Source organism: Streptomyces doebereineriae, from assembly GCF_031845645.1.
Taxonomy (GTDB): Bacteria; Actinomycetota; Actinomycetes; order Streptomycetales; family Streptomycetaceae; genus Streptomyces; species Streptomyces canus.
This window is the reverse complement of the sequence record NZ_JAVREZ010000002.1, coordinates 786,420-800,696: the sequence shown is the minus strand read 5'-3', so window position 1 is coordinate 800,696 and position 14,277 is coordinate 786,420. Positions and strand designations below refer to the sequence as shown.

General features: G+C 64.4%; 15 protein-coding genes and 1 pseudogene. 9 read left to right on the top strand and 7 right to left on the bottom strand.

Annotated elements, in window-relative coordinates; genetic code table 11:
* Positions 1-28: 28 nt before the first annotated feature.
* From RNB18_RS09215 to RNB18_RS09200, 4 genes are all read right to left on the bottom strand, one after another.
* Positions 29-1,195: a lipid-transfer protein gene (locus tag RNB18_RS09215; RefSeq protein ID WP_311713623.1), complete on the bottom strand. Its 1,167-nt coding sequence runs from the start codon at positions 1,193-1,195 to the stop codon at positions 29-31.
* Positions 1,192-1,581, bottom strand: a complete 390-nt coding sequence (locus RNB18_RS09210) for a MaoC family dehydratase (RefSeq protein WP_311713622.1) — start codon at positions 1,579-1,581, stop codon at positions 1,192-1,194. Before RNB18_RS09210 ends, RNB18_RS09215 begins: the two co-directional genes overlap by 4 nt.
* Entirely contained in the window at positions 1,578-2,492 is a 915-nt protein-coding gene (locus tag RNB18_RS09205; protein ID WP_311713690.1) for a bifunctional MaoC family dehydratase N-terminal/OB-fold nucleic acid binding domain-containing protein, read from the bottom strand. The genes RNB18_RS09210 and RNB18_RS09205 overlap by 4 nt, the downstream gene beginning before the upstream one ends.
* A gap of 704 nt (positions 2,493-3,196) precedes the next feature.
* Positions 3,197-3,511, bottom strand: coding sequence for a hypothetical protein (locus RNB18_RS09200; RefSeq protein WP_311713621.1), 315 nt, complete (start codon positions 3,509-3,511; stop codon positions 3,197-3,199).
* 347 nt (positions 3,512-3,858) lie between these two features.
* Here RNB18_RS09200 and RNB18_RS09195 point away from each other — a divergent pair, with 347 nt between their 5' ends.
* The 6 genes and pseudogenes from RNB18_RS09195 to RNB18_RS09170 all read left to right on the top strand — a co-directional run bounded on the left by RNB18_RS09195 (position 3,859) and on the right by RNB18_RS09170 (position 9,990).
* A complete protein-coding gene (locus RNB18_RS09195; protein WP_311713620.1) occupies positions 3,859-4,731 on the top strand; it encodes a bifunctional DNA primase/polymerase in 873 nt (290 codons plus the stop codon).
* Positions 4,732-4,779: 48 nt separating this feature from the next.
* Positions 4,780-5,211, top strand: coding sequence for a hypothetical protein (locus tag RNB18_RS09190; RefSeq protein WP_311713619.1), 432 nt, complete (start codon positions 4,780-4,782; stop codon positions 5,209-5,211).
* A 539-nt stretch (positions 5,212-5,750) separates the two neighbouring features.
* Positions 5,751-7,658: a pentapeptide repeat-containing protein gene (locus RNB18_RS09185; RefSeq protein ID WP_311713618.1), complete on the top strand. Its 1,908-nt coding sequence runs from the start codon at positions 5,751-5,753 to the stop codon at positions 7,656-7,658.
* A 222-nt stretch (positions 7,659-7,880) separates the two neighbouring features.
* Positions 7,881-8,692, top strand: a pseudogene (locus RNB18_RS09180) (IS5 family transposase).
* A gap of 22 nt (positions 8,693-8,714) precedes the next feature.
* Positions 8,715-9,101, top strand: coding sequence for a hypothetical protein (locus RNB18_RS09175; protein ID WP_311713617.1), 387 nt, complete (start codon positions 8,715-8,717; stop codon positions 9,099-9,101).
* A 376-nt stretch (positions 9,102-9,477) separates the two neighbouring features.
* On the top strand, positions 9,478-9,990 hold the full coding sequence (locus RNB18_RS09170; RefSeq protein ID WP_311713616.1) for a hypothetical protein: 513 nt from the start codon (positions 9,478-9,480) through the stop codon (positions 9,988-9,990).
* A 270-nt stretch (positions 9,991-10,260) separates the two neighbouring features.
* Here RNB18_RS09170 and RNB18_RS09165 read toward each other — a convergent pair whose 3' ends face one another.
* The 3 genes from RNB18_RS09165 to RNB18_RS09155 all read right to left on the bottom strand — a co-directional run bounded on the left by RNB18_RS09165 (position 10,261) and on the right by RNB18_RS09155 (position 12,760).
* Positions 10,261-11,127, bottom strand: a complete 867-nt coding sequence (locus RNB18_RS09165; RefSeq protein WP_311713615.1) for a hypothetical protein — start codon at positions 11,125-11,127, stop codon at positions 10,261-10,263.
* A 299-nt stretch (positions 11,128-11,426) separates the two neighbouring features.
* Positions 11,427-11,996, bottom strand: coding sequence for a GNAT family N-acetyltransferase (locus tag RNB18_RS09160; RefSeq protein ID WP_311713614.1), 570 nt, complete (start codon positions 11,994-11,996; stop codon positions 11,427-11,429).
* Complete coding sequence (locus RNB18_RS09155) at positions 11,993-12,760, bottom strand: GntR family transcriptional regulator (RefSeq protein WP_311713613.1); 768 nt, start codon at positions 12,758-12,760, stop codon at positions 11,993-11,995. Before RNB18_RS09155 ends, RNB18_RS09160 begins: the two co-directional genes overlap by 4 nt.
* Before the next feature lie 30 nt (positions 12,761-12,790).
* Between RNB18_RS09155 and RNB18_RS09150 the strand changes: the two genes are divergently transcribed.
* From RNB18_RS09150 to RNB18_RS09140, 3 genes are read left to right on the top strand one after another with little or no spacing between them, the layout of a single operon-like run.
* Entirely contained in the window at positions 12,791-13,003 is a 213-nt protein-coding gene (locus tag RNB18_RS09150) for a DUF6284 family protein (protein ID WP_311713612.1), read from the top strand.
* Positions 13,003-13,290 (top strand): DUF6303 family protein, encoded by a 288-nt coding sequence (locus RNB18_RS09145; RefSeq protein WP_311713611.1) that lies wholly within the window; start codon positions 13,003-13,005, stop codon positions 13,288-13,290. The genes RNB18_RS09150 and RNB18_RS09145 overlap by 1 nt, the downstream gene beginning before the upstream one ends.
* Positions 13,287-14,240, top strand: a complete 954-nt coding sequence (locus tag RNB18_RS09140) for a DUF2637 domain-containing protein (RefSeq protein ID WP_311713610.1) — start codon at positions 13,287-13,289, stop codon at positions 14,238-14,240. The genes RNB18_RS09145 and RNB18_RS09140 overlap by 4 nt, the downstream gene beginning before the upstream one ends.
* The last annotated feature ends 37 nt before the right edge of the window (positions 14,241-14,277 follow it).

The window sequence follows — 14,277 nt, the reverse complement described above, 5'->3', positions numbered from 1 at the left end:
GCATCTACTGCGGGATTACCCCTGGGGGCTACGCGTCCACAGCGAGCACCAGCCCGGACGTGGGTACCCCTGTCCCGGCCGTCACGAGCACGCGCTCGGCCTCCGGCACCTGGTTCACGGCCGTCCCCCGCAGTTGGCGTACCGCTTCCGCGATCCCGTTCATGCCGTGCAGGTAGGCCTCGCCCAGTTGGCCGCCGTGGGTGTTGAGGGGGAGCGCGGCCCGGCGTACGAAGTCCGCGGCCTCGCCCCGGGTACAGAAGCCGAACTCCTCCAGCTGCATCAGGACGAACGGGGTGAAATGGTCGTACAGGATCGCCACGTCGATGTCCTGGGGACTCACGCCGGAGGTGCGCCACAGCTGGCGGGCGACGACGTTCATCTCGGGGAGGCCGGTGAGGTCGTCGCGATAGAAGCTGGTCATCTGTTCCTGGGCCCGGCCCGCGCCCTGGGCGGCGGCCGCGAGGACGGCGGGCCGGTGGGGGAGGGCACGCGCGCGTGCGAGGGATGTGACGACGATCGCCTGGCCGCCGTCGGTCTCCTGGCAGCAGTCCAGGAGCCTGAGCGGCTCGACGATCCAGCGGGAGGCCGCGTGGTCGGCGAGGGTGATGGGGCGGCCGTGGAACCAGGCGGCAGGGTTGGTGGCCGCGTACGCGCGGTCGGTCACCGCCACCTGGCCGAAGACCTCCGGGTCGAGGCCGTAGGTGTGCAGATAGCGCTGGGCCGCCATCGCCACCCAGGAGGCCGGGGTGAGCAGGCCGAAGGGGAGGGACCAGCCGAGAGCGACCCCCTCGGCGGAGGGTTCGCGGTGCTGGACGCCGGAGCCGAAGCGGCGGCCGGAGCGTTCGTTGAAGGCGCGGTAGCAGACCACGACCTCGGCCACTCCCGCCGCGATCGCGAGCGCCGCCTGCTGGACGGTCGCACAGGCCGCGCCGCCGCCGTAGTGGACGCGGGAGAAGAAGGACAGCTCGCCGATCCCGCAGGCCTGGGCCACGGTGATCTCCGGGCTGGTGTCCATCGTGAACGTGACCATGCCGTCCACGTCGGCCGCCGTGAGCCCCGCGTCGTCGAGCGCCGCGCGGACCGCCTCGGCGGCCAGGCGCAGTTCGCTGCGGCCGGAGTCCTTGGAGAACTCGGTGGCCCCGATGCCGACGATCGCGGCCCGGCCTCCGAGCGCGTCACGCGCGCGTGCGCTCATTCGGCGTCCCTCATCGAGAAGGTGACCGTCCCGGTCACATGGTTGCCGATGCCGTTGGTCCCCACGATCCGGACGGTCGCGGTGGTGTCTTGGAGAGCTTCTATGGTTCCGGTCAACACCATCGTGTCCCCCGGGTAGTTGGGCGCCCCCAGCCGGATGGCCACCTTCCTGAGCACGGTCCGCGGTCCGAAGTGGTCGGTGATGTAGCGGCCCACCAGGCCGTTCGTCGTCAGGATGTTCATGAAGATGTCCGGGGAGCCCTTCTGCCGGGCCAGTTCCGGGTCGTGGTGCACGTCCTGGTAGTCCCGGGAGGCGATCGCGCCCGCGACGATCAGAGTGCGGGTGATCGGGATTTCGAGGGGTGGCAGCTCGTCGCCCGTTCTCATACGGCGGCCTCCTCGGCAGCGGCCTCCTCGGCGGCGGCGCGGAAGACGGGAAGGGTGAGATCACCGTCGTACGTCCGGAAGACGAGCCGCACCGGCATCCCGATCCGCACCTTGTCGTACGGCGTCCCGACCACGTTGCTGATCATCCGCACGCCCTCCGCGAGTTCGACGAGCACGACGGCGTAGGGAGGGTCGAAGGCCGGGAAGGGCGGGTGGTGCATGACGACGTACGAGTAGACGGTCCCCTCGCCGCTCGCCTCGACCGTGTCCCAGTCGGGGCCGCCGCAGTGGGCGCAGCCCGGGAGCCAGGGGAAGCGGAGGGTCGCGCAGGAGGTGCAGCGCTGGAGGAGGAGTCGGCGTTGTTCGACGCCTTCCCAGAAGCCCGCGTTGTCACGGTTGACGACGGGGCGGGGGCGCTGGGGCCGGGGTGAGGTCTTCTTCCGTTGTGCGGGCGCGTACTTGAGGATGCGGAAGCGGTGGGTGCCGACCAGGGTCTCGCCCACGCGGACGTCGGTGCGGGTCGTGACGAAATGGCCGGTGCCGAGCTTGGTGGTCTTGCGGTCCGAGACCGACTCGATGACGGTGTCGAAGGTGATCCGGTCGCCGGGGCGCAGGGGCTGGAGATACTCCTGCTCGCAGTCGGTGGCGACGACCGAGGTGCAGCCCGACTCGTCGAGGAGGGCGAGGAGTTCGTCGTACGCCGATGACCTGCCCGCGTGCCCGGTCAGCCCACCCATCGTCCAGGCCTGGAGCATGGTGGGCGGGGCGACGGCACCGGCGCCGGTGTAGACCGGGTTGGCATCGCCGAGGGCTTCGCACCAGTGCCGGATCATGGGCAGATTGACGGGGTCCTTACCGACCCCGCCAACGGCGGCGGGGTGCCCTTCGTAGGCCTTGAGCCGGGTCAGCAGGTTGTCTGCCGGGGGGTGGGGGTCGGGCCGGGGCGGCGGGGGGTCCGCGTGGTGGGAGTGGGGCTGGGGTGCCGGGGTGTCTGGGCGGCGGTGCTCGGGCCGGGACGTCAGGTCGTCCGCGTCACAGACCTGCTCCCGGACTCCGGAGCTATCCGCAGGGCGCGTCTCTGGCGGCCGAGGCCTCAAACCGTCCGCGCCGCGGGCCTGCGGCCGAGGTGCGGAGGCGTCCGGATGACGCGTGTCCGACCGGGCTCTCAGACCGTCCGCGCCGCGGGCCTGCGGCCGAGCTGCGGAGGTGTCCGTGTCGCCGGACTGTGGCCGAGCTGCCAGGGTGTCCGGATTGTGGCTCCCCGACCCGGGTGCCGGGCCGTCCGTGTCGCCGGACTGCGGTCGTGCCGCCACGGCATCCGGGGCCCGGGGGCCCGGCGGGGCCGTCGAGTCGTTCGCAGCGTAAGGGTTCGGCCGGGCCGCCGAGTCGTCCGGATCGTAGGCCTCCGGCCGAGGCGGCGGGGTGTCCGGATCGTCGCCCATGGCGGCAACCTCCTTGTCCGCAAGATTTCCTGACTGTCCGTCAGATGCAGTGCGGTGTCAAGGCCGTCGCCGCGCACGCGAACACGCCTGCGCGGCGGCGCCGAAGCACCGCCGCGCGGACGTGTCCCACCCCGTGAAGCACCCCCCGTCGATGGCCGGTCAGCCCTCTCGCATCACCACCACAGCGGGCTGAAGTTGACGGATGTGTTGTTGTTCCCCTGGTTGACCGCCGTGAACGCGGAGCCCTTGACCTGCGCCGTGTTGCTCTGGGCCGAGGCACCGGAGCCGACGGCGTTCTGCTGCGTGGTCGACGAGTTGCCGTTGTTGTCGTGCCCGACACCGCTGCCCACGATGCTCGCGACACCCGCGTTCGATCCGTTGTCCGCGAAGCCGCCGTTGTCCGCCGCCGCGACGCCGGTGAAGAGGGCGGCGGCGAGCGGGAGGGCGGAGACGGCGGCGATGACGCGGGCGGTACGGATGCTTGCCATGGTGTTTCCTCCAGAACCCGGCCTGTAGCCGGTAGTACGTCAAGTAAGGCTGTTCCCAGGGAAGTTGGCCGACCACCCCGGTGCTGTGCACGACGTCGCGAGATCAGAGTTGCCCACCGAATCCCCGGCGAACCAGAGCGGAAGCGGTTATTCCCCCTGAAGCGTGAGGACAAGTCGATAAACCCCTTTCGCGACTTCAGTCAGCAGATCAGGACGATAAGGGCGCTCAATCGTCAAGTGGGACAACAGGGGAAGCGTTCCGGCACTTTTCCAGCCAATCCCTCGACCCCGGCGCGCCGCACCCGCCACCTCTTCCCTTTTTCGAACGTACGTACGAACATGGAGACATGGCCACCACCGACCGGCAGGCCACGACGCTGGCCCTCGCACACGCCCTGTCCGCCGCCGAGCGCGGGCTGGCCGTCATCCCCCTGTCCCGCACCAAGCTCCCGGCCCTGCGCTCCCCCCACCGCGACGACGGCTCCTCGGCCGCGCCCTGCCACGGCGAGTGCGGCGCGTTCGGCCATGGGGTCTACGACGCTTCGACCGACCCCGTCCGCATCCGCGAACTCTTCGCGGCGGCCCCCTGGGCGACCGGATACGGCATCGCGTGCGGCCTCCCGCCCCACCATCTGATCGGCCTGGACCTGGACACCAAGTCGGGCACGGACTCTTCGGCGGCCCTGCGCGAACTGGCCCTGCGCCACCTCTTCACGATCCCCGACACGGTCGTCGTCCTGACCCCGAGCGGCGGCCGCCACCTCTGGCTGACAGGGCCGCCCGACGCCGCGGTCCCCAACTCGGCCGGCCGCCTCGCCCCCGGCATCGACATCCGGGGCGCCGGCGGCTACCTCGTCGGCCCCGGCTCCCGCACCGACCACGGCGTCTACGGCACGGCCCCCGGCACCGCCCACCTCGCCCCCGCGGCCTGTCCACCGGCCCTGCTCCGCCTGCTCCTGCCACCACCGCGCCCCACCCACCCCGCGACCCATCCCTCGGCCGGCGACCAGGGCCAGGGTCTGGTCCAGTTCGTCCTCGCCGCCCACGAGGGCCAGCGCAACACCCGCCTCTTCTGGGCCGCCTGCCGCGCCTACGAGAACGGCATCGGCCCCGCACTGGTCGCTCCCCTGGTGGACGCGGCCCTCAACACGGGGCTCACGGAACGGGAGGCACGGGCGACGATCGCGTCGGCGGCGCGGATGACGGGGCATCGGCCATAGAACGGAACAGCATCACCAGCACCATGGGAGCGCCACAGAGTGCCGATCATGACCCTGTCCCGGCTCGTCCTGACCTCCGGCCGCAGGGTCGACCTCGGGGAGCTGCGCCTGACGTCGACGTACGGCGGGATGCTGGACGGCTACCCGTGCAGACCGGTCAACGAGCTGAGGATCAAAGGCCTGCTGAGGTCGGCCGAACACGACTACCCGACCGCCCCTGTGTACCTGGTACCGCCCCCGCACGAGTACCCGGACCACTACCCGGGCGCCTTCGGCCCGGTCGAGATGCTGCCGGCGGTGGCCTGCGTCGGCGTCTTCCGCTCCACGGCCCTGACACCCTCCCGCGATCCCATCCTCTACGGCTCCCACCTCACGATCATCTGGTTCCAGCCCCACGCACGCGTGCCGTCGGAGTGCGACGCGCAGGAGGGGCTGAGGGAGATCGCGTGGGAGGATCTGGCTCGGGACTACGAGCTCTAGACCTGGGCTCTGTCCGACCCACCCGACCCACCGCAACAGGGAAAGGGTGCCCCTCACCGAGGGACACCCTTTCTGACCAGCACCTACGAACTACTGCGGTGGGTGTGGGATTTGAACCCACGGTGACTCGCGCCACGACGGTCTTCAAGAGCGTCGCGTACGCGGGGTCGATATGGGGCCTGACCTGCCGATACACGGCACCAGCCAGTTCTTCATCGGTAGTTGGCCCACACATGGCCCACGCGCACCCGCCTCATGGACGCGTGCCCTTCCAGGAGACTGCGTCGCTGGCCCGCACGCACCACCACCCGGGACCACCGCTAGCCACCCGTGGGGCACGTGCAACCAACCTGACAAGCCCGAGTGTCCTACACATCATGATTCACACGCGCGGAAGGCGAGGCCGATGGCCCCGGTGTGGCTACGGTCCCCCGGAACAGCCTGCCTGTAATGGCTACCGACTGGTACCCTTCGCATTCTGCCTGACCCATCTACCGGAGGAAAACAGGCGCGATTATTTGGCTACCTTCTCCTATGGCATGGACGTAAATTTTAGCGGCACAACATTCACCGCGGAGCTACTCAGTCAATTACTTGATTCCGTGCGAGACCCTGAAACCGGAAGAGCCGGCTTCGGGTCGGCTAAATTCACTGGGGCCGTCTTCTCTGAGGCAGCAAATTTTAGCTCCGTACACTTTCTAGGTGAAGCCACTTTTCATAGAACTCGCTTCCTCGAAGACGCCCAGTTCGGTGGAGCGAAATTTCAAAGCAAGATCGAATTCGTAGATTCTGAATTCAAAAAGGAGTGCCGGTTCGAGGGAGCCAGATTCCATGGTGTTGCAATATTCAACAACACAACGATCGAGGGCGCCGCATCTTTCACGAATTGCACTTTCTCAAGCATGGCCGAGTTTCGAGCATTGCAATTTTCCAGAGCTTCCTTTGTTCAGGCGATATTCGGAGACCGCTGCGCGTTCACTCAGTCGACGTTCAACAAAAGGACGAAATTCACTAACGCTCAATTTGCCCGAACCGCAGATTTCTCCTCCAGCTCATTCCATAGCCTCGCCCAGTTCGTATCTGCCAAGTTTCACTCGGTAGTTACGTTCTCCGAAGCCTCGATCAGTGAGGCCTTTTTTAGCAGCGCCACCTTCGACCGTGAAGCAGACTTCCATAACACAGTCTTCGGTCGAGCAGTATTCTCTGAGGCGCTATTCTCCGCTTCCGCAAACTTCGACAACACAAGGTTTACTAGAAAGTCATACTTTACCGATTCCGTCTTCTCTAAAGCGGCTTTGTTTCGCGGTGCAAAGTTTCACCAAGACGTACACTTCGTTAGAGCAGCTTTCGAGCGAGCCAAGCGCATGGGACCCATTATTTCGCATGGGTGCATAGTCTTTAGCGGCGCAACATTTGAGCGCCCTATAATCCTTGAACTTTCCGCAGTCGATCTTTCCTTCCAGCAGGCAGAATGGTCATCCACCGGCGTCCTGCGAGTCAGGCACGCCAAGGTAGACCTGAGTGGCGCGTACTTTTCCTCTAACATGGTCGTCGCAACGATGCCTAATCCTTTTCGTAATGCAGAAGGTTCAGCCCTGGACGACTCGCCCATTAGCGAGTCGCTTCCAGCAAAGATAACTTCATTGCAGGGCACCGATGTAGCGAAACTTCTACTGGTCGACGCCGACCTTAGGGAATGCCAATCCCCTGGGGCCATGCACTTAGACCAAATACGTCTTGAGGGGGAATGCCAGTTCAGTAACTCGCCTCGCGGAATTCAGGTCAACGGTTGGCGGATAACTCGTTGGCCCCCACGGCGAGTGCTGGCCGAAGAAGTTGAATGGAGGTCAACTAGCCAGTCCCCAAGAGGGTGGAGCATAAATACGTCAGCTACAAGCACTACACCTGCCGCATTATCCGCGAATTACAGGCATCTCCGAAAATCCTTTGAAGACTCGAAGAATGAACCGGATGCGGCAGATTTCTACTATGGCGAAATGGAAATGCGGCGGAATGACAGAACGCGGCCACGTTCAGAACGCTACTTGCTCGCTATTTACTGCCTGGTTTCCGGATATGGACTGCGAGCCGGACGGGCATTGGTCTGGCTCGCATTCACCATAGTTGCAACGCTAACTGGTTTAGTTTTCTGGGGTTTGCCGTCTCAGGCACCAATGACGGTGTCCAACGGTGTCATCCATGGTCGCACTTTCGAGGAAGTAACGAAGACACCAAAGCCGGTGAATCCGTCTGGTCCGATACATGACCGCGCGACTCTACAGCGTTTTGAGAAGGGATTTCGCGTAGTGGTCAACTCGGTCGCGTTTCGATCATCCGGCCAGGTCCTGACGACTTCTGGAACATATATCGAGATGTCTTCCAGGATCATCGAACCTGTTTTTCTGGGCCTGGCAGTACTGGCTATCCGAAGTCGCATTAAGAGGTAGGAAGCTTAAGGCATCTGCTCCGGAGTAGCCACACACCGAAACCCAGTCAATCGTTTCTTGTGCGTCATTGGCAACAGCTGGCGCGCCTCGAGGATGCCGACGAACCGGCCCTGGGCATCCTGGTCAGCCTTGGCAAGCACGGTGTCTAACAACGGCTAACACAATGAGGTGGATCGGTCCTGATGGCCGTGTCCGAGGCGGGAGTTGAGCGTTCGGCTGGACGTGGGGACATCGCCGTGGATCGTGTCGGATGAGCTGTGGGACCGTCTGGAACCGTTGCTGCCGCAGCATGCGCGCAGGTTCCGGTATCCCGGCCGCAAGCCATTGCCGGACCGCGAGGTGCTGTGCGGGATCCTGTATGTGCTGCACACCGGCATCCAGTGGGAGTACCTGCCGCAAGAGTTGGGGTTCGGGTCGGGCATGACGTGCTGGCGCAGGCTGCGGGACTGGAACGAGGCCGGCGTCTGGCAACGGCTGCACGAGGTCCTGCTCGCCGAGCTCAACGCGGCCTCGCGCCTGGACTGGTCCCGCTGCGTGGTCGACTCCTCCCACGTCAGGGCGCTAAAAAGGGGCAGCACACGGGCCCGTCGCCGGTCGACCGGGGGTGAGCCAGCTCGAAACACCATGTGATCACCGACGGCCACGGCACCCCGCCCGCAGTCCTGCTGACCGGCGGCAACCGCAACGACGTCACCCAGCTCCTGCCCCTCTTCGACGCGATCCCACCGGTCCGCGGCCGAGTCGGCCGTCCCCGCCGCAGACCCGACTCCCTCTTTGCCGACCGCGGCTATGACCACGACATCTACCGCGACCAGGTCCGCGCCCGCGGCATCGTGCCCGCCATCGCCCGCCGCGGCACCCGGCATGGCACCGGGCTGGGCACCTACCGGTGGGTGGTGGAGCGGACCTTCGCGTGGTTGCATGGCTTCCGCCGCCTGCGTATCCGCTGGGAACGCAGAGCCGACATCCACGAAGCGTTCCTCAAGCTCGCCTGCTGCCTCATCACCCAACGACAGATTCGCTTCCTGTGTTAGCTGTTGTCAGTAGGCTGCAGGTATGACCGAGTTGGCGGCCAGCAGGCCCGGGCCACGCAAGCCGCGAGAACTGCGTGATGTCCACGAGTTCCTGGACCAGGTGAGGCTGCGCCCGGGAATGTGGGTTCGCCGCGGCTCTCTTCAGCATCTGGACTCCATGCTTGTCGGCTACGCGGTCGCCTGCGAGATCCACGACAACGACGAGAGTTTTGACTTCTGGAACGGCGGCCCCTTCTCCCAGTGGCTGTGGAAGCGGACGAACATGGCGCACCCCAGCAACCTGGGCTGGGCTGTCGAGATCGAACGGGCAGCCGAGTCGGCGGGTACGCCACCGATGGAGATGTTCTTCTCCCTCTTGGACGAGTTCCGTGCTGAGCAGGGTAGAACGCGGAGCACACAGGAGAGGTAGCAATCCCTCCCGACAGACGGGACCCGCACTCCCAGCCGAACGCACAACTCGCTCCACCATTGCTCCGATCAGGAGCCATCCGCCTCATTGTGTTAGCCGCTGTAAGGCCGCTTGGTTCACCTTGCGCAGGTGCCCGCGCGTACGCGGGGCCGTAGGGGTGCTCGTAGGCTGATCCTGCTCGGGCCTCACGCGGCGCTTCGCCCAGTGGAGTCAGGAGCGGGACTGGGGCCGGCTCCACCGCGTGATCCTCGACCCACCGCATCCCGTCGGAACTTACGCCATCAGAGTGCAACAAAATCCTGGCTCGATCATGGCGAAGGATTCTGGGGGACATCCTCCTCAGGAAAGTTGGTTGAGCGCCCTCTGGAGGTATGCCATGGAGAAGTCACTGTTGACCCACATCGACGCCACCACAGGCAGCGGAAAGGCGACAATCTCGGCGGACGAGTCTACCGTCGTAGGCATCGTCAAGGATGCTATCAAGAACGGCAGGACAGCGTCATTTTACCTGACAGAAGGTCAAGCAGAAGCGTTTAAAATCTGGTACTGGACCCCGGAGCGGATCAAATCTTCGGGGCTCAGGTCGTTGTCTGACGAAGAGAAGGAACGGATCAAGTCTGAGCTTGGCATCGATGTTGGCACCTTTCGGTGCAGCCGTATTGAGTGTGTGTGCGGACACACGTATGGAGGGTTTGAATTTCTACAACAGGGAATTCGCCAACATGGCCTCGATGGCGTGAAATCTGTATTTGAGCTAAAAAACGGAAAACTCCTGCAAGTGAATACCACACTTTTGGTAGTTTGCCCAAACTGCGACGAGCTACTGGACCGTGGCATCGAGTACGAGGGCGATACGTACGCAGGGTGCTGCTGCTGTGCGGAACAGTAAGATTCCGTGCATAAGAGCGAAATGTCATGGCGGTCGCCCGGGGGCGGGACAGTCGGTCAAGGTTCCGGCCTCCGCCAGGCATCGCAGTTACCAGGATTTGGGTATCTGTCAGAGTTGCCGAGCGATTAGTTACCAAATCCATGGCTGGCAAGCTGCTTCTGTAGTCACAAACCATAATGCTCCACCCTGTTGATGCCAGGGTTGATATCAGCACGTAGCGCCTTATCTGACTTCCAACCCAATCGACATTTATGATGGAATACCCTGACGTCAGGAAACATCACCTCCCGGATTGCCTCCGGTTGGTTGCCGTGAATCCACCTGGCCATCACCCGAAGTGGACCCCATGATGGAGCCGAGAATGACTCGGGGAGAAACTCCAAGGCTTTTCCCGCCCCAGATCACTGGCCCCACAAGAGAGACGAGAGCTGCAGGCAATACCGCTGTTTCCGCGGAAATGCCAACCGTAGTCGCCAGGCCGACTACGAGAGCGGCAATTGCGGCTCCACTTATGATAATCAGGGCATTTCGTCTGGAATCCCGATCTCCAGCGGAGCGAACTATGGACTCAGCGTCTGCTGCATCTGGCAAATCCAGCAGCCCTAGCCATCGCTGATCAACCAAACGCTCAAGAAATGGGCCGACCGTCTTAACCAAGTCGGGGAGAGCAAGAACGCCATCAGATAACAGTCGATCAGAGCATTTCATCAACTCTCTCTGAACTGCGGCCACGTGCCGCAATACAGAATCCCGCCGCTCAGGATCAGCAAAATAATCAGAATGGGCGGCAAAGTCTCCGAGATTGGCGCGAACCAGGGAAAGGGCCTCGTCTACATCCAGTACTTTTCCTTTGCCATTTGCGAGGTCCCAGGAAATCCAGAGAACGCTATAGCCGAAAAAAATGGCAGACACGTCAGCACTTTCACGCCTCCACGCCTCAGCTCGGCGCAGCAGGAGGATCAGAAATACAATTTCTGAAAGCAAGATTGAAGTGACGAAGCTTAGGTCACTGAGGTCCGCCGCAGTAAAGCCCGGACGATTAGGTGTTACGGTGTTGAGATATAGCGCATACGTAGCGGTAATAGCCGCAGAAATAAACGCCACTGCATGCATTAACAGATAGAATGCCGAACGCACCCTTAGAGCGTCACATACCTCGCTCACGTGATCGCTAAATGTCTTTTCGAGGGGAAACCCGAATGCGCGACAAGCTGCAATAGCTCTTCGTACCTGAGCCCTAATTGGACCCGTCCGCACGAAATATCGAAGCGGTATAAAGGGAACGATTTTCCCGTCGCGCCATGGAGTTAATGCAGACAGGGGTAGGAATATGAGCTGCGCAGTCAGGGCGCCAAGAGACGGAATCAGCACTAGATTAACTGCAGTATCCACAATGGCGCGAGACCAAGAAACACTCATTACGCCTCTTCCTGAGCCTAGGCTGCCATCGGAAGTCGTGAGGGGGGTGGTGTGCGGTCCGTGAAGCCGTGATCTGTCTGTCGCGCCGGGCGCTGTGCGAGCCAACCGGAGACCCGTGGGCCACCGTTAACGGCCGCTCCCTCCCGGACCGTACGGATGTGAGTGAAGCCCTGCTCGACGTAGTACCGCTGGAGCGCGTCATTCGTTGTCCACGCGTCCAATCGAATCCACTGGGCCCCCGCACGCTTCGCCCGATCACCCGCCCAGTCGAGCAGTCGACTGCCCAGGTTCTGCCCGGCGTATTCGCGGGCGACGGTGAGCTTGTTGATGAACATCGACGGTTCGGTCAGTTCATCGTCAGTCCAGAGGCCATCTTCGGCGTCCGGGGTGAGCGTGATGGTGCCGGCGGTCGTGTGCCCGTCGCGCAGCATGAACACCGTGCCCGCTTCGATCGTGGCGAGCAGCTTGTCAGCCGGATACGGACGGCTCCACTGGTCAGAGCCGAGCCCACGCAGCCAAGCAGCGGCCTCCTCGCGGAAGGCCAACAACTTGGCTACGTCGTGCGGCTCAGCAAGCGTGATGATCACGTGTTCTCGCTCCGGGCGGCCAGATCGCCGATCTCGTAGTTCATCCGGTTCAGATCGCCCCGGAAAGTGGTGATGGTGCACCGGATCGGGCGGTCTGCCGAGTAGCCGGTTCGCGTCCAAAGCAGTACCGGGACGCCTGCTCCGACCTCCAACAGCCGTGCCTCCTCCGGGGTCGGCATCCGCGCGGCGATTTCGTCGAAGTACCCAATCTGCTCAATGCCTTGAGTAGCCAGGTAGCGCGTTGTGCCCTCTTTGATGTCTCCAGGCTCAGCCAGTCGCGGTGATGCGTCGACCAGCCAGGATGGATAGTAGGTCGCCTGGGTGGACCAAGGAACGTCGTCCACATAGCGATGACAAAACCGCAATACTGCCGTAGTGCCGGGCTCGACCTTCAAGCGCTCGGCGACCTCTTGGGGTGCTGGCAGCATCTCAACTCGGAACGTCTGGTGCGGTCGTCGCCCCGCATTGGTCACGTCGGTGCTGTAGGCGTCGCCGTTCTGCGGGAAGGTCAGGTTCTCGAACCGAGACGCGTTGAGTTCGAACACCTCCTGCGACTTCACCTCGTAGCCGAGTCCCTGGCTGGACGAGATAAGGCCCTCGCCCACCAGCAGGCTTAGGCCGTTCCTGATGGTGTTCCGCGACGCGTCAAACCGCTGCTGTAGGTCGTTCTCCGAAGGCAGCCGAGCGCCTGGCGCGTAGGTGCCGTTAGCGATCTCGCGACGTAGGACGTCCGCGACCTGTCGGTACTGCGGCTGCTTGCTCATGCCAAAGCCGTTACCGCGTTCGCCGACTACATGGAGCCGACGGAGGCGGAGCTGGACGCGATCGACCGCGAAATGCCCGTCATCCTCGCGGATATCGACCTGCTGGATGCGCACATCGCCACCCTCGACCGCACCCCGAGCGAGCTGGACCAGCGGCGCATCCGCCGGGCCCGCCGCCGGCCACTGGCCGCGCGGGTTGAGCTGATCAACCACACGGTCACGGCGTCGGGGGTCGGGGCGTGATGGCCCAGACGTTCACGGCGCAGATGTCCGTGTTCAAGGGCCAGTGGCGCCTGTACGTGGTGCTGCTGAACACCACCGAGGCGTGGCCGGAGTTCGGCTTCGACCGGGCCCTTCCGGTGCCGACGTTCACGGAGCGTACGGACGCGCTCAGCGTGCTCGGATTCGAGCCGGTACCGGGCGCTGAGTGGCGGTGGACCGAGGACAGCGACGACCCCGGCAACCCTGCCTCGCCGGTCGTTCTGATCGCTGCGACGCAGGTGCGTTCAGGGACGGGGGCGATCGCGTGAACGCCGTTCAGATCCGTTCAGCCGAACGCGCCCTGTCCGTCGGCACATGGCTGATCGTGGCGGGCGCGATGCTGTATTCGATCCTCACCGTCACCCCCCTCGCCGCCGCCCACACCCCCGACAAGTGGAAGTGGACCGCCCCGATCCTGCCCCTCGTGGTGGATGCCGCGGTGGTCATCGTGGTCCGCCTCGATGCGGTGCTGGCCCGGCTCGGAGGGCACGGCGGGAAGTGGCCGGTCGTGCTGCGCTGGATGACCGGCTGCATGACCCTCGCCCTCAATGTCGCCGACTCCGCCCTGCACAACGACCTGGTCGGGGTCGCTGTGCATGCGGTCGCACCACTGCTGCTGATCGTCACCGCGGAAACCGGGCTCGCCTACCGGCGGGCAATCGCCGCCGCCGTGACCGAGCTGGAGACACGGCAGCAAGCCCAGCGCGAAGCCCGCGAGCGGGCGATTGCCGAGCAGCGTGAGACGGCCGCCCGGCTGGCCCGCGAGGAGCGCGAGCACGCCGCGCTGCTGGCGCGTGAACAGCGTGAACACGAAGCCCGCCTGATCCGCGAACAAGCCGAACGCGAGGAAGCCGCCCGCCGCGAGGAACGCGAGCAGGCTGCGGCCCGTGAGCAGGCTGAGCGGGAGGCGCGTGAACGCGCTGAGCGCGAGCGTGAACAGCAGCAGCGGGAGCGTGAACGCCGTGAACGCGAGGCCGCTGAGCGGGCCGAGCAGGAGCGGGCCGCTCGCGCGGAGCGTGAACGCCGTGAACAGGCTGAGCGTCAGGCCCGTGCCGAGCGTGAACGCGCCGCGCTGCTGGCCGCTGGGCCTGCTGTGGAGAAGCTCCCCGAGGACCGTGCCCGTTCGACCGTGCAGGCCGCGTTCGAGGTAGGGCTTCCGGTGCGATCCGCTGCCGAGCTGTGCGGCTGGTCGGTGGGGTGGGTGTCCACCCGCTACTAAGAGTTCCGCGACGCCGGCCACCCCGAGTTCGAGGCTG

What these genes read in the sequence shown, in the direction of transcription:
- RNB18_RS09215 (WP_311713623.1), bottom strand. Translation starts at nt 1,195, where the DNA reads ATGAGCGCACGCGCGCGTGACGCGCTCGGAGGCCGGGCCGCGATCGTC.
- RNB18_RS09210 (WP_311713622.1), bottom strand. Translation starts at nt 1,581, where the DNA reads ATGAGAACGGGCGACGAGCTGCCACCCCTCGAAATCCCGATCACCCGC.
- RNB18_RS09200 (WP_311713621.1), bottom strand. Translation starts at nt 3,511, where the DNA reads ATGGCAAGCATCCGTACCGCCCGCGTCATCGCCGCCGTCTCCGCCCTC.
- RNB18_RS09195 (WP_311713620.1), top strand. Translation starts at nt 3,859, where the DNA reads ATGGCCACCACCGACCGGCAGGCCACGACGCTGGCCCTCGCACACGCC.
- RNB18_RS09190 (WP_311713619.1), top strand. Translation starts at nt 4,780, where the DNA reads ATGACCCTGTCCCGGCTCGTCCTGACCTCCGGCCGCAGGGTCGACCTC.
- RNB18_RS09185 (WP_311713618.1), top strand. Translation starts at nt 5,751, where the DNA reads ATGGACGTAAATTTTAGCGGCACAACATTCACCGCGGAGCTACTCAGT.
- RNB18_RS09175 (WP_311713617.1), top strand. Translation starts at nt 8,715, where the DNA reads ATGACCGAGTTGGCGGCCAGCAGGCCCGGGCCACGCAAGCCGCGAGAA.
- RNB18_RS09170 (WP_311713616.1), top strand. Translation starts at nt 9,478, where the DNA reads ATGGAGAAGTCACTGTTGACCCACATCGACGCCACCACAGGCAGCGGA.
- RNB18_RS09155 (WP_311713613.1), bottom strand. Translation starts at nt 12,760, where the DNA reads ATGAGCAAGCAGCCGCAGTACCGACAGGTCGCGGACGTCCTACGTCGC.
- RNB18_RS09150 (WP_311713612.1), top strand. Translation starts at nt 12,791, where the DNA reads ATGGAGCCGACGGAGGCGGAGCTGGACGCGATCGACCGCGAAATGCCC.
- RNB18_RS09145 (WP_311713611.1), top strand. Translation starts at nt 13,003, where the DNA reads ATGGCCCAGACGTTCACGGCGCAGATGTCCGTGTTCAAGGGCCAGTGG.